Below are 14,174 nucleotides of genomic sequence, written 5' to 3'. Positions count from 1 at the left end.
TTGTGGCGGGCTATCTCACTTTGTAGGGCGTTTGCTCTTTTTACTCCGGTATTGTGTAAGTGGTCTATGCGAATTGATCTGGGCTGAACAAGCCTTGGATCAGTGTTTGCCACTCTTCTTTCAATACGCCATATTTGACCGAGTCGTAGTATTCGCCTTGGTAATAACGCACTTTACGAATTCGTGCTTCTTGCTGCATGCCGAGTTTCTCCGCACAGCGCATCATCCTCGGGTTACCTGACCATGTGGTTAATCCGACTCGCTCTATCTCTTGTGTATCAAAGATATGGCTTATCCAAGGCACCAATGCGCTAAAACCTACCCCTTTGTTCCAGTAGTTAGAATCGTAAATGACGATCCCAGCTTCTAACCAACGCGTGCTCTCGCATTCCCAATACCAACTTACAGAGCCAACAGGTTTACCCTCGAACTCAATCAATAACATGTCTTCACCTTTTATTAGGCGTTGTAAGGTGTTGTTACGAAAGCCTTCCAGTGTCGGAGTTTGATATGGAAAGTAAGGACCATTGAATTTAGCCCATCGTTCATCTTCAGTAATTAACTGATATAGATTCTTTGCTTCTTCAGGGGTCGCGCGTCGCAGTGTCACGCCTTGGAAATGGTACATAGCTTACCTTTTAATTAACGTTTAATGGCGGTGACGCTGAACGTGTGCCAATGCTTTGTGTGTCCAACAGCTGTTGTGCCATCTTCATCTCGTTCGTGAAAATGAAGTATTTCATAACCTTCAAACAAAGTTTCCACTTGCTCTTTGGTGAAAGCACAGATGTTGGGGTGAGTATCTGCCTCAACCCAAGAATCGTTGATTCCTAACAAGTCGCCACAAAATACGCCGTTAGGTACTAATGCTTTGTTGATTTTTTGCCAGACCTTGGCGAAGTGTTCGCTAGGACAAAAGAACAAACTGGCGCTGGCGATAAATAAACTGCAAGCAGGGTACGTAAAATCACTAAAACAAGAATGGGATATGGAATAGTGAGGGTTGCCTTCAAAGCGAGTTAAGCAGGTTTCGACAGCGTCTTGATGCGCATCGAAAGCATGAACGGTGTAGCCTCGACTAAGAAGATATTGAGAGTCTCTTCCAGTTCCACATCCCGCATCTATAGCGGTTTTATTATCGAGAGTAAGTAAATTCGCTGCACGCTCGACATTGGGACGGTGCGGCTGCTGCGCGACCTTTTGATAATATTCGTTCCATTTTACTGACATCGTGATTCCTTTTTCACTCTTCTATTTTTGTCGTATTACGTTTCAATAGAACACGACTCCCTTATGTTCTGAGCGGTGGGCTATTCTCTCTGGTTTCTGGTATTCAGCAGGCGCATAACGAGGGTTATAGCTGATCTTCAATTGGAAGTATGCCAGAGAACCAAGCGCCCATTTTTCTCCATACACTGGCTTCTGGCTCCGAATCGAATTCTTCACCAGTTTCCATATCAACCCACGCTATGTCGCCATCTTTGATTACGATTTTATAGGCATTTTCTCTGAGCTGTTTGGGCAACTCCGCTAAGGATTTTTGCACGTATTCAGGTTGTTCGATGACGACTGCCATTTCGGTATTGAGTTCAGCGGAACGTGGATCCCAATTCATGGAACCAACAAACAGAGTTTTACTATCGATCATCATGGCTTTGGCATGCAAACTTGCTCTGCTACTGCCCGTGAGACTCCATTTACTTTTGATTTTTGCGCTGGCTTTCACTTCCCAAAGCTTGATCCCAGCTTTAACCAAGTCTTCTCGGTATTTCGCATACCAACCATGAACGGCAAACACATCGTTCGATGCCAAGCTGTTTGTGACTATTGTGATGTCGATACCTCGCTTTGCCGCGTCCGTCAGTGCTTTTGTCCCAGATTTTGTTGGCACAAAGTACGGGGATATTAGTACAAAAGAGTTATCTACGTTTGCTAACAGTTCACTGAGGTTGGCAACAAGTTGGCTTTCTTGAGTTGCAATCTTATCGGGCAAGTCGAACCAAACTTCACCTTGTCCCCAGTATAAATTCAACTTGCCCTGTTGCAGTTCTTCGTAAAGATCGAGTTCTTTAAAATTATAAAGACCAGTAGAGAACTTTTCTTCTAATTTCAAGTTCTTAACTTGAGTTTTAATAGCATCGTCGGCAACTCTTTCTGATTCAGGCACAATCCATTCCATTGGGATCGCATACAAGCTGTTCCAGTAAAGGTCGAATTGATCCGCGGTTTGTGTCACAGCCTCGCCATAAAGCATGACATCGAAATCGCCGAATTCGACATTAGATTCAAAAGAGAAGTATTCATTGCCAATGTTTCTACCACCAACAATCGCGGAGACACTATCTGATATTAGTGACTTGTTGTGCATACGACGATTAAGGCGGTCAAAGTCACTCGCAAGAGCAAATACGCGCGCGTCTCGGTATTGATGAGGATTGAACAAACGAATTTCGATGTTAGGGTGAGCATTCAGTTGCGCCATACCTTCATCATTGCGTTTTTGCATGTCATCCAGCAATAGGCGAACACGTACACCGCGTTGAGCGGCTTCATACAATCGCCATGTCATCAGTTGGCTAGTTTCGTCGCTACGGTAAATGTAGTACTGCAAATCCAAACTTTTCTCGGCGGATTCAATCAGAGCTATTCGAGCAAGAAGTGCGTCATTGCCTTGGTTTAGTGGATAAAAACCGGTATCAGAGTCTGGATCTTTGTCGTAGCTTTCAAAAAAATCAGCCAAAGCAGAATCATTTTGATAGCCAAATTGAAAGCTGGTGGATTTCTCACTTGGATCTCTGGGTTGAATGGATGAACACGCTGAGACCAGTAAGAGCATAGAGCCCAAGAGGGCTTTTGAGAGAGAACGTCGCAATGCACACTTCCTTGTTTATCATAACCTTTCGATTATATATCAAGCGTTGGTAACTGGTAATGCGAGCGGGTTAGGTTAAGTCGCAGTTTTCACATTCAAGGCAAAGAGCGCGAAACCACATTTAATGCATGAAAATGGAATATTATTCAGGCGGACAATATCATGTTTTTAACTTATGTTTTGTTGGTAAATGGTTAATATCACTAATATCTGGTGGTAATTACCAACACTGAACTACAAAAAATAGCTAGATTAATTTAACTTATTGATATTTAAAAAGTAAACGATTGGCACACCTATTGCGTATAAACGGTGAGTGTGAGAGGTCGTAACTTGCGAAAGTGGTTAAGTTTTTGTTAATTTTATTAACTTGCCATGGATAGTTCTTTTGTGATCGATAGTCACAAAAACAGCGGAAGCACGGCTCTTTTATATAGTTGTCTATTTCAGATGCAAATATCTCACTGTTTGTCCGCGGGGAGTGTAAGGTCCAGTTACAAAATCTCGGATTTTTAACGTGGTCTTAAGGCGAATGCCTGATGGGGATGAATAGGAGAATACAAAAATAAAAAAGGATTTTTGATGTTAGCAAAACCAGTATTACGTTGGCTTCTACCCTTCGTCGTGATGGGGGGGGCTTATGCGGGCTATGCCGCTATCGCTGCGACCGCACCAGAAAAAGAGTCAACCAAAGACACCGTTACTGAACCTACAGTACAAACTTCTTCACTTTTTCCAACCGATCATAAAGTCGTAATCACCAGTCATGGTGAGATGGTCCCTTTTGAGAAAACCCACCTCGCTGCACAAGTCAGCGGTGAGGTCGTGAGTTGGCATCCAAACTTTGTCACTGGTGGCATCGTTAAACGTGGTGAAGTGCTATTCACGATTGAAAGTGATAATTACGAAGCGGCAGTACTCCAAGCTGAAGCCGGTTTAGCAAGCGCTCGTGCAGCTCTAATTGAAGAGCAAGCAAAAGCTGAGGTAGCGAAACGTCAAGCGAAGAAGTTAAGCGATAAACAAATTACAGACCTCTATTTACGCAAACCACAGGTGTTAAGTGCTCAAGCGCAAGTGAAGTCAGCGCAAGCAGCCCTGAAACGAGCAAAGCGTGACCTAGAAAACTGCAAAGTGGTAGCACCTTACGATGCTCTCGTTGTTGAACGCGACATCGGTGTCGGTCAATTTGTTTCTTCTGGTTCTCGCGTGGCTACGTTAAATAACATTGAAGTGGCAGAGATCCATGTTCCGATCGCAGGCTTTGACAGTGCGTTCCTTCCTGACTCCTTAAAAGAACTGCGAGCAACGGTGACCCAACAAGGTATTCTTTCAACAACGAGAGAAGGTAAGGTCGTTCGAGATTTAGGAATGATCGACAGCGCGACACGTATGATCAACATGGTCATTCAGGTGAAAGATCCTTATGGCTTAGATAACAAGCAGCCGCCGATTAAGTTTGGCTCGTATGTCGAAGTGAGTTTCACAGGTAAAGAACTAAAGCACATTTATCGCTTACCACAAGAGTTAGTGAAAAACCGAACGGTTTGGGTAGTGAATGGGGAAAATGAACTGCAACCAAGAACAGTAAACGTGCTTCGTGCAGAAGGTGAGTTTTTGCTTGTTGGGGAAGGCTTAGAGCAATCAGACATGCTTGTTCTGACTTTGCCTGAGTACCCGCAAAAAGGCATGGCAGTCCAAGTCGCAAAAAAGAATGACGACTCCGAAACCGTCGTACAGTAAGTAGGAGTCAATCATGGAAGAGAATCAACAAAAAGGCATTATTGCCTATTTTGCCAATAACTCTGTCGCTGCAAACTTAATGATGGTGTTCATCATCGTGATGGGCATCGTGAGTTTCTTATTCATTCAACGCCAAATGTTCCCGAATGTTGAGGTCAACTACATCAATATTCGTGCTGCTTATCCAGGTGCTTCTCCACAAGAAATTGAAGAGAGTATTTTGGTGAAAGTGGAAGAGTCTATTAAAGACGTCACCGGCATCAAAAAGACGGTCGCACGCGCATCCCGAGGCAGTGCGCATGTGTCGATTGAAGTGGATGTGAACGCGGACATCAAACGTGTGTTGGACGATGTAAAGCAAAGAGTGGACACCTTATCCAATTTGCCTGCGGGCATGGAGCCGATTAACGTTTATCAAGTGGAGTGGCGACAAGAAGTGATTGAGATGGGGTTAGTCGGGGACCGACCTCTTGAAGAACTCAAACCTATTGCTAAACAAGTCGAAGATGAGCTTCTGCAACTACAAAACGTTATGTTGGTGGATCTCAGTGCGCCAGAGGAAGAGATTGCGATTGAAGTCGACCCACTTGTTTTGCGTAAGTATGATCTAACACTGAATGACGTGAGTAATGCGATTCGTCGCTATTCTGCTAACTTCTCCGCAGGTGAGGTGAAAACCAACGCAGGTATGATCGCGGTTCGTATTGAGAACCAGTACTACCATGGCGATGAATTTCGAAATATCCCCGTTAAACTCGGCGCAAATGGCGCCAAGGTGTTACTGCAAGACATTGCAACCATCAAAGATGGCTTCACAGAAGAAGATCGTTACTTTGAATATTCAGGTCAAAACGCAATTTACATGGCGGTTCAAGCCACGCGCGACCAAAACATCATTCCTGTTGCAGAGTCTGTTCGTAACTATATTGAAGCAAAGAACAAAACGTTACCTAGCGATATTCAGTTAAAAGTACTGGTTGATATGACCTATTACCTCAATGGTCGTCTCGATATGATGCTGAAAAACTTGCTTCAAGGTGCGGCGCTTGTAGCGATCATGCTGAGCGTGTTCTTGCGTTTCCGCTTGGCGATGTGGGTAATGTTAGGGCTGCCAGTGTGTTTCCTAGGCGCAGTGATGATGATGCCCATGCTTGGTATCACTGTAAATATCGTTTCTTTATTTGCCTTTATTATGGTACTCGGTATCGTTGTCGATGACGCTATCGTGACTGGGGAAAGTGCTTATAGTGAAATCGAAGAGAAGGGCGGTGGTGTCGAAAATGTTGTCACTGGCGTTAAACGTGTTGCTACCCCAGCTACCTTTGGTGTGTTGACTACGATTGCGGTATTTGCACCTTTCCTGCTTTCTAGTGGTATTGATAGTGCTTTCTTTTATGGCATTGCTGGTGTTGTGATCCTGTGCCTTACCTTTAGTTTGATTGAATCTAAGTTGATTCTTCCGGCTCACTTGGCGCATACGAACTTCAAACCAATCAAACCAGATGGATGGCGTGATAGCTTTAACAAGCGTTTCTTTGGTTTTGTGAATGGTCCTTACCGTAGTTTTGTTAAAGCGTGTACGCATTGGCGCTGGACTGTATTTGCCTTCTTCTGTGGCTTGCTTCTTATTAGTGCAGCCTTGGTGAGTTCTAACTATGTGCGTGTGATTCCGAATCCAAAGGTACCAACGGATTATCCTGCGATTACGATTGAAATGAATGACACGGTATCGAGTGAGCAAACCATTAATGCGCTAAAAACCATTGAAGGTGTGATGCAAGAAATCGAAGATCAGATCATCGATGAATACGGTCAAGGTATGATTCGTGACGTGCTGTCTTACAACCGCAGTCGTACTGAAGGTCGCATTCTTGTGCCACTTGTCGATGAAGAATTACGTCCATTTAATACCTTTGAGCTTGCGCGTCGTTGGCGTGAAGCTATGCCTGTGATTCCGGGAATGAAGAGCTTTAAGATCCGTGAGCAAAGTGCAGGCGGTGGTGATCGTGATGAGTTTGGTTACTTATTGTTTGGTTCGGATATTAACGAGCTGAATGAAGCGGGTCGTTACTTGATTGGTCGACTGCAGCAAGAAGAAGGTTTGTATGACGTATCTTCGTCTATCGATTCCGGTAGCAAAGAAGTTCTACTATCACTTGCTCCAGTTGCTTACGACCTTGGTTTGGATCTGACGATGATTGCAGAACAAGTTGGTGGCAGTTTCTATGGTGGTGAAGCGCAGCGTATTATTCGTGATGGTGAAGAAATCAAAGTCATGGTGCGTTACCCGCAATTGACTCGTGAAGCGTTTTCTTCTCTACGCTATGCAGTGATCACGACGCCAGCAGGGAAAAAGGTCATGCTGGGTGATGTGGTTAAGATCAACGAACAACCGGGTGTGAGTAGCATTCGACGAGAAGGTGGTTACCAAACCGTTTACGTTTATGGTTCTATTGATGAAGAGTTGGTTGAACCTCAAGAAGTTGTGAAGGTAATTGACGACAACATCTTACCGGACATGAAGCAAGCTTTCCCGAGTGTGAAAACGGAATTGGGCGGTGATATTGAAGAGCAAGCTGCGCAGCGTAACGAGCAAATCATGTTCTTCATTGCAGGCATGATCATCGTATACATCTTGCTGGCTGTGCCGTTGAAGAGCTATACCCAACCGCTGATCGTCATGTCGGTGATTCCGTTTAGCTTAACAGGTGCGATTTGGGGACACTTCTGGCTGGATATGGACATCAGCATGATGTCGACGTTTGGTTTGATCGCGGCAGCGGGTGTGGTTATCAATGATTCCTTGGTGATGACAGATTACGTCAACCAGGTGCGTGAAAAAGGCATGAGCATCAAGCAAGCAGTCGTTGAGGCTGGGTGTGCACGTTTCCGAGCGATCACGCTGACATCGATCACGACGTTTGCTGGTGTTTTACCCATCATGTTTGAAACCAGCTTGCAGGCTCGATTCGTTATCCCTATGGCAGTAGCCCTTGGTTTCGCAGTGCTGTTTGCTACTGTACTTACCTTGATTTTGGTGCCTTGTTTGTACCTGATGCTTGAAGACATTAAAAACATCTTCCGAGCAATCAAACGCTTTTTCGGGCGTGTGATGAGTAAGTTCAAGAAGCCGTCAGCGAATACAACTGGTAGAGAAAGTATGCAAAGCTAGTTTCACCTAGAACGAAATTACAAAGCAGTCTTCGGGCTGCTTTTTTTGTACCTTAAGCGAACTGAAATGAACTTCCTATACTATAAATTGAGTGAATGGTTAAATATTCATAAATTTGCTTGGTTAATTTAACACTGAGTGTGTGAAATTCGCCACCGAGCAGATGGTGGAAAAATGATGCTTATTTTAAGTCATTGATATTAAAGGTTTAAAAAGTTGGCATTCTATGTGCAATGTATAGGATGCAACCCAATGAACTGCTAATCCCTAAGGAGCTTATTATGCAAAGCGTATTTCTATCTACTCTAGGTCTTATTGCTGTAATGTCATCACCAATCGCTGCTGCTAACACTCTAGACAAAGATGAGTGGAGTGCAGATCTACGTCAAGAATTTACAACAATGAAGCATGAGGCAGTTGCGGACATCCAACAAATGAACATGGACGCCATTGATGAACGTGATGAGCGCATTGTTAAACACATCAAAGAACAACAAGCGCAGTTGGTAAAGATCAAGTGCCAGAAGATAGAGGCAACCAAATCTTAAGCTCTGACGTTAAAGATTCCGTGTTAGTCACAAGGAAGCGCGATTAACCAAAGTACATCCGATACAAGGGCGACGTGATGAATTATCGGCGTCAATCTTGTTGCTCTGTTTGCCAATCTATTTAACTAGGTTGGCTTTTTTTGTGTTTACGAGTTAGTGAAAACGAACGATATATCTGGCGACATGATAGGCAACAGTAGTGAGTTGAAATAGTTAGAAAGAAAAAAGCCCGCGAAGAATACCTTCGCGGGCGAAAAAAGGGCACCAATTTGGGTGTCTATTCATTTTGGAGATGGTCGAACGTCCATATCATACTGACAATAGGCTTGGTGAGAGGCTTACCACCAGTGCGACCAACGGGGCTAAAGTTAACATTGTTGTAATCATTGTTAAAATGTTAATTCTTCAATCAATGATTTCATTATCGTTAGTTCAAATTGTGAATGTGTTGTCTGTGTGTGTTTTTACTGTGCTAAATGTCGTTTTTGATAATAAAACTTATCATAAACACGGTACCTGTCATTTGAATTAGTTATATAAAAGTCAACATATCGCATTCTCAATTGTTCATATTTGCACTTAATGCCTCATAATAACCTTTTAATTGTTACGTGTTTGTGTGGCTTTTAACGTTTTTCACTGAAAACAAAAAGAGCGACCTAAGCCGCTTTTGTTTGTTTTGATAAGGAAACTTATCGGATTGTTTTAGATCTCTTCGTGCTTATGAACTAGACCGAAGTCAGCCAAAATGGCATAAGCGGCAGGAATCATAAACAGTACCAACAACGTCGAGGCGAAAATACCAAACACGATAGAGATAACCAGAGGTTGGATAACTTGGGCTTGCAAACTGGTTTCCGTTAGCAACGGTAGCAAACCTGCAGCGGTTGTCATCGAGGTTAGGAATACGGCACGGAAACGTTCTCTACTCGCTTTAACGACAGAATCATGAACATTGTCACCTTCATCTACATGATGGCGTATGTACTGTACTAGCAGGATTGAGTCGTTTACTACGATACCAGCCAATGAGACAAAGCCCATCATGCTCGGCATACTTAAGGAATGCCCAAGCACAATATGCCCCCATACTACCCCGATAAAAGCAAGTGGGATCGCGAGCATGACTACAAACGGTTCCAAGTAACTGCGGAATTGGTAACTTAGGATGGCAAACACGCCAAATAACCCAAGCAAGAAGCCTTTGCCCATAGAGGCTCCGGTCTCGGCGGTGTCTTTAGCTTCACCTTCAAAGTCGAAACGTAACCCAGGGTACTTCTGCATCAATTTTTGCGCTTCATCTTGTTGGAATTGGCGAATGATAGCGGTTGAGTTTGCCTTGGTGTTGTCGGTATCACCAAATACGCTCACCGTGCGCAATCCATCAATACGTTGGATGCGTACGTAGTTGCGCTGGAAATTCAATGTTGCAATGGTCGCGAGCGGAATTTGGCTACCGTCTGGCAAGATAATCGGAAAGTTCGCCAACTGTTGTAAGTCGCCTGCTTGCGTTTTATCTAGTCGAACTTCTATCGAAATATTCTCAACGCCGACTTGGATTTCGTCAGCGGTTTGACCAAAAAATGCCGCACGCAGTTGGTTTGCAACAAGCTGACCATTGATGCCATAAGCTTCTGCGCCGGGACGCAATTTAACCAGAACTTCCTCTTTACCCATGCGCATGTCATCAAGCACGCCATGAACACCGTCAAATTCATTAAGATACTGTTGAATATCAATCGAAGCCGCTTTCAATGCATCAAGATCATCATGTTTTGCACGAATTTCTATCGCTCGACCACCCGGTCCCATCGTGGGTTGTTTGAATACCAGAGAGATAGGATCTGCGAGTTCTCCAATATCTTCACGCCATGCTGCGATAAAGTCATCAATGAGAGTGTTGCGGCTTTCTGCCCCTAATAAGTCCAATCTAACTGTTGCGATATGGGGACCTGATTCGTTGGCATCGGCATTCGCGTTGAATTGACTGGTTATGTGTAGTACGAGCGGATTACCGCCTTCAACTTTTTCAGTCCATTCTTTATCGAGCTTTTGCGCTGATGCGACGATCTTATCTACCACTGCCTCTGTTTGGGATAGCGAAGACCCAGGAGGAAGAATGATACGAGCTTCGGCAATATCACCGTCTAGCTCAGGGAAGGGCTGGAACTTAAGCAAACCGCCAATTAACGTTGCGGCAGAAATCAGCAGCAAAGTAATGACACTGCCCATGAAAGCGTAGCGATACTCAACCACTTTATCTACGGCATTAACCAGCGTGGTATTACGGAAGTTCTCAAAAGATGCCAGTAGCTTTTGTTTGAACTTTGGTGTGGTCTTTTCCTGTTTTTGTTTATGCAGTGAATGAGATAAGTGGTTGGGTAGAATCAAAAATGCTTCCACTAAGCTCAAGCTTAATACCAAGATAAGTACTTGCGGAACCGCCTTTAGCACTGCACCCATTTCACCTTGTAGAAACAGCAGGCTACCAAAGATGCAAACGGTGGTTAAGAAGGAAGAAATTACACCCGGTAAAACTTTCTTAACGCCTTTGATAACGGCGTCATCAATCTCTTCGCCTCGGTCAAGGTGAGCGGCAATGGACTCTGCTATAACGATTGCGTCATCCATCATGATACCGATCGCCATTAGCAAGCCGACTAAGGACATAATGTTGATGGATAGTCCAAGCTGTGCCATCAAAAACAAGCCACCTAAAAATGCAACAGGTAAACCGGCGGCAACCCAAAATGAATAGCGAAAGCTAAAAAACAACCACATCGTAGCGAAGACCAAAATGATACCTTGCCAGCCATTTTTGACCATCATAGTAAGACGATCCCAAAGTACTGACGAGAGATCATTGGTCATTTGTAGCATGACTCCGTCTGGCGCAATGGCTTGCTGTTCTTCCACAAATTGAGCGACACGTTCTTTAATTCTGAGAGCATCGTCTTCTTTGTTTTTACTGATCTTTAGAAGGGCAGAAGGGTGACCATCGAAGAGTACTTTCTGCTCATCTAATTCGAAACGATCTGTAATCGTAGCGATGTCTTTTAAGCGAATGATTGAGCCATTCGGACCTGAACCAACAACAATAGTTTCTAGTTCTTCTGGCGTAACGCGGCGTTCGTCAAAACGAATCAGGAAATTTTTGTCTGGTGTTTCAACATTACCACTTGGTAACTTAACGTTTTGACGACCAATTTGCTCCGCAATATCACCTACACTCAGACCTAATTGTCGAATCGCTTGTGTATCAAGCTCTACCCTGTATTGATGATCCGAGAAGCCTGCCACATCGACCAAAGACACGCCGTAATCGAGTTTTAGTGTGCGTTTAAGTTGTTCGGCATACCCTTTTAATTCCGGCCAAGTCGTATCTGCAGTGATTGCCACATCAACGACAGGCTCGTTCCAGTCCAGTTCTTGAACTACGGGCGACTCAATTTCTTGTGGGAAGTCATTGATCGAGTTAATTTGAGTTTGAACGTCAACGAGCATGCGACCTATATCGGCGTCCTCATTTAACTTTAAGATGAGACGAGCTGACCCTTCAATAGCTTCACACTGAGTTTCTTCAATATTAGCGAGTCCATCTACGGCGTCTTCCATACGAACACAGATACTCTCTTCCACTTCTTGAGGGGATGCTCCTGGATAAACCACGCCAGCAAGAATATAAGGGGGATCGAACTCCGGAAAGGTTTCTCGCTTGATGCCAGAGAGGGAAGAAATACCCAAGATAAGCAACGTCAACATCAACAAATTGGCTGCGGTTGGGTGTTTTGCAAAGAATCGGATCATGAGTCGGACCCCTCAGTCACCGTTTGGCTCTGCTCTGATGCTTCCTTCAACAACATGCCGTTGATAGCAGGCAACAGGTCATTAATGATTAACTTTTGACCTTGTTCCAAGGCACCTTCGACAACGACTTGGTTGTCGCGTCGATAGAGCACCTCAACAGTCACGATTTGAAGGCGGTTATCTTCACCCATCAGGTAGATCTTGTCTCCATGGAGCGCGCGTTCAGGAATAACCCAGCTTGGATTCTGTTGTCCTTCAATCAACGCACGTACAAACATACCGTTCACGAGAGGTGGTACAGACGTTGGTTTCAATGCTCGATAATCTTGCTCAATCTCCAATATCACCCCAGCGGTGGCTTGGCTTGGATCCACCGTCTCACTGATACGCGCGACTTTAGCAGACCAAGACGCAGATAGGTTGCCGCTATTAAGCTCAATAATGGCGTGGATAGCATTCATATCAGGTTGTGGGATACCAGACTCATCACGTACAAACTCACCGATGCTTGAAGCAAGGGTTTGCATATCATGTATCGACAGCTGGGCTTCAACTTCCATCACATCAATGCCATGCCCTGTGACCATAGTTTGTTGAAGGTTCACTACTTGATTTTGTTCGATATCCACCTGAGCAATGCGCAGATCATATGGGAGCGTGATGATGGTTTTATCAAGTGAACGTTTCGCCTCATCCACTTTCGAAGCGTTGACCTTAACTAACGCCTCAGCGACACGCTTCTCATCTGGCATCAAACCTATCTGATTTTCAATATCAAGCACCAACTTACGCTGAGAAAGCGCACTTTGCTCTTGTTGATCCACATCAGATTGTGATGTTAAGCCTTTCTTGCGTAGGTTTTGTTTACGAGCAAGTTCCTTGTTGGCGATCACTAAACGATTCGCTTCAATTTTTAGTGTGCTTTTTAAGTTCGCTTCTTCTTGGTTTAGCTTAGCCAGAGAGGTTTGTGCAGACTTAAGGTCGGCTTGAGCTTGAACCAGTTTTAATTCGTAATCGAGTGGATCGATCCTTAAGATCTCCGTTCCTGCTTGTAGTACTTGTCCTTTTTCCAATTGTGGGTGGCGATAAACTACTTTTCCAGTGACTTCGGCGATAGCCTTCCACTCAATTTTGGGTGTAATTTTTCCGAACCCAATAGCGATAGGTGCAATGGCTTTTAGTTCAAGAGGAACAGTTTCGACTAACCTTGCGCGATCCCCCGCAGGTTTTACTGGCAAATCTGGTTTGAGGTTAATTGCCAAAAGCAGAATGACGATCCCGGCAGCAAGGGCAGGAAAGAACAGCAGTTTTTTATTCATTTTCATATTGGTCGCCCGAGTCTAAGAGTCCATGTTTCATCAGTTGTATGTTGTGTTCGAACAATCGGTTCAAGAATGCTTCTGAGAGTTCAATACCGTGTATGGCGAGCAGCGCTGGTGGTGCCATAAAAGGGAAAACCATTAAGCTGATATAAGAGACACGACAAAGTTGCGGGTCAGCTCCCTTTCGCAGAACACCACTGTCGACCAACTTATCGAAGATAACCCCTTGCATTGGTTGGCTGATGTCGGCAAATACTTTTTCAAGTAACTTTCGTTGAGTTTCGGAAGGAGGCATGTGCATGACTTGAGCTATTAAGCGAGGAAACTGCGGCACTTTGATCATTTCTCGGTAATAGGTACGCATTAAGTCGAGAAAATTTTGCTCACTGCTGTCTGATACGAGAGCTTGCAATTGCTTCTGCATGGGTGACAGTGTCTCGCGCAGCATCGTTTCAAATAGCCCTTCTTTATTTCCAAAGTAGTAACGAATCATCGCGACATTCACTCCAGCCTTTTGTGCGACCAAACGAGTGGATACTTTGTCGTAGGCCATGATGGTGAAGAGCTCGCGTGCGTGGAATATTAACTTTTCACGAGCATCAATTTGGTCTGTGGGTCTTCCTGCTTTTCTTTGAGCTTTTGTCACCGTCGCCTCTCAAAATATTAAACATTTGATTAATTATAAGACGGCGATTGGTTATACGACATACGAA

9 protein-coding genes are annotated in these 14,174 nt (G+C 44.3%); 3 read left to right on the top strand and 6 right to left on the bottom strand.

What is annotated here, in order from left to right; genetic code table 11:
* Positions 1 to 64: 64 nt before the first annotated feature.
* The 3 genes from QMY49_RS17160 to QMY49_RS17150 all read right to left on the bottom strand — a co-directional run bounded on the left by QMY49_RS17160 (position 65) and on the right by QMY49_RS17150 (position 2,872).
* The gene (locus QMY49_RS17160) at positions 65 to 628 is read right to left on the bottom strand and encodes a GNAT family N-acetyltransferase (RefSeq protein ID WP_152164089.1); all 564 of its coding nucleotides are present in this window, start codon (positions 626 to 628) and stop codon (positions 65 to 67) included.
* Positions 629 to 642: 14 nt separating this feature from the next.
* Complete coding sequence (locus QMY49_RS17155) at positions 643 to 1,230, bottom strand: class I SAM-dependent methyltransferase (RefSeq protein WP_152164090.1); 588 nt, start codon at positions 1,228 to 1,230, stop codon at positions 643 to 645.
* Between the two features lie 124 nt (positions 1,231 to 1,354).
* Positions 1,355 to 2,872, bottom strand: a complete 1,518-nt coding sequence (locus tag QMY49_RS17150) for a phospholipase D family protein (RefSeq protein WP_283315669.1) — start codon at positions 2,870 to 2,872, stop codon at positions 1,355 to 1,357.
* 582 nt (positions 2,873 to 3,454) lie between these two features.
* Between QMY49_RS17150 and QMY49_RS17145 the strand changes: the two genes are divergently transcribed.
* From QMY49_RS17145 to QMY49_RS17135, 3 genes are all read left to right on the top strand, one after another.
* Complete coding sequence (locus QMY49_RS17145) at positions 3,455 to 4,612, top strand: efflux RND transporter periplasmic adaptor subunit (protein ID WP_009697217.1); 1,158 nt, start codon at positions 3,455 to 3,457, stop codon at positions 4,610 to 4,612.
* A gap of 13 nt (positions 4,613 to 4,625) precedes the next feature.
* A complete protein-coding gene (locus tag QMY49_RS17140; RefSeq protein WP_029790151.1) occupies positions 4,626 to 7,784 on the top strand; it encodes an efflux RND transporter permease subunit in 3,159 nt (1,052 codons plus the stop codon).
* 281 nt (positions 7,785 to 8,065) lie between these two features.
* On the top strand, positions 8,066 to 8,332 hold the full coding sequence (locus QMY49_RS17135; protein ID WP_009701831.1) for a hypothetical protein: 267 nt from the start codon (positions 8,066 to 8,068) through the stop codon (positions 8,330 to 8,332).
* 705 nt (positions 8,333 to 9,037) lie between these two features.
* Here the strand turns inward: QMY49_RS17135 and QMY49_RS17130 are convergent.
* The 3 genes from QMY49_RS17130 to QMY49_RS17120 are packed head-to-tail and all read right to left on the bottom strand — an operon-like array spanning position 9,038 to position 14,107.
* Positions 9,038 to 12,139 carry an efflux RND transporter permease subunit gene (locus QMY49_RS17130; protein ID WP_114321703.1) on the bottom strand — a complete coding sequence of 1,034 codons (3,102 nt, stop codon included), beginning with the start codon at positions 12,137 to 12,139 and terminating at the stop codon, positions 9,038 to 9,040.
* Positions 12,136 to 13,464 (bottom strand): efflux RND transporter periplasmic adaptor subunit, encoded by a 1,329-nt coding sequence (locus QMY49_RS17125; protein ID WP_049536346.1) that lies wholly within the window; start codon positions 13,462 to 13,464, stop codon positions 12,136 to 12,138. Before QMY49_RS17125 ends, QMY49_RS17130 begins: the two co-directional genes overlap by 4 nt.
* Positions 13,451 to 14,107 carry a TetR/AcrR family transcriptional regulator gene (locus QMY49_RS17120; RefSeq protein ID WP_005449834.1) on the bottom strand — a complete coding sequence of 219 codons (657 nt, stop codon included), beginning with the start codon at positions 14,105 to 14,107 and terminating at the stop codon, positions 13,451 to 13,453. Before QMY49_RS17120 ends, QMY49_RS17125 begins: the two co-directional genes overlap by 14 nt.
* Positions 14,108 to 14,174: the final 67 nt, after the last annotated feature.

Origin of the sequence: Vibrio harveyi (assembly GCF_030060435.1) — a bacterium.
GTDB lineage: Bacteria > Pseudomonadota > Gammaproteobacteria > Enterobacterales > Vibrionaceae > Vibrio > Vibrio harveyi.
Note: the sequence above shows the minus strand (reverse complement) of the source record. Positions and strands in the feature narration are given on the sequence as shown.

Bases quoted from the DNA above. Each gene is read 5' to 3' on its own strand.
- QMY49_RS17160 (WP_152164089.1), bottom strand. From the start codon at position 628: ATGTACCATTTCCAAGGCGTGACACTGCGACGCGCGACCCCTGAAGAA.
- QMY49_RS17155 (WP_152164090.1), bottom strand. From the start codon at position 1,230: ATGTCAGTAAAATGGAACGAATATTATCAAAAGGTCGCGCAGCAGCCG.
- QMY49_RS17145 (WP_009697217.1), top strand. From the start codon at position 3,455: ATGTTAGCAAAACCAGTATTACGTTGGCTTCTACCCTTCGTCGTGATG.
- QMY49_RS17140 (WP_029790151.1), top strand. From the start codon at position 4,626: ATGGAAGAGAATCAACAAAAAGGCATTATTGCCTATTTTGCCAATAAC.
- QMY49_RS17135 (WP_009701831.1), top strand. From the start codon at position 8,066: ATGCAAAGCGTATTTCTATCTACTCTAGGTCTTATTGCTGTAATGTCA.
- QMY49_RS17130 (WP_114321703.1), bottom strand. From the start codon at position 12,139: ATGATCCGATTCTTTGCAAAACACCCAACCGCAGCCAATTTGTTGATG.
- QMY49_RS17125 (WP_049536346.1), bottom strand. From the start codon at position 13,464: ATGAAAATGAATAAAAAACTGCTGTTCTTTCCTGCCCTTGCTGCCGGG.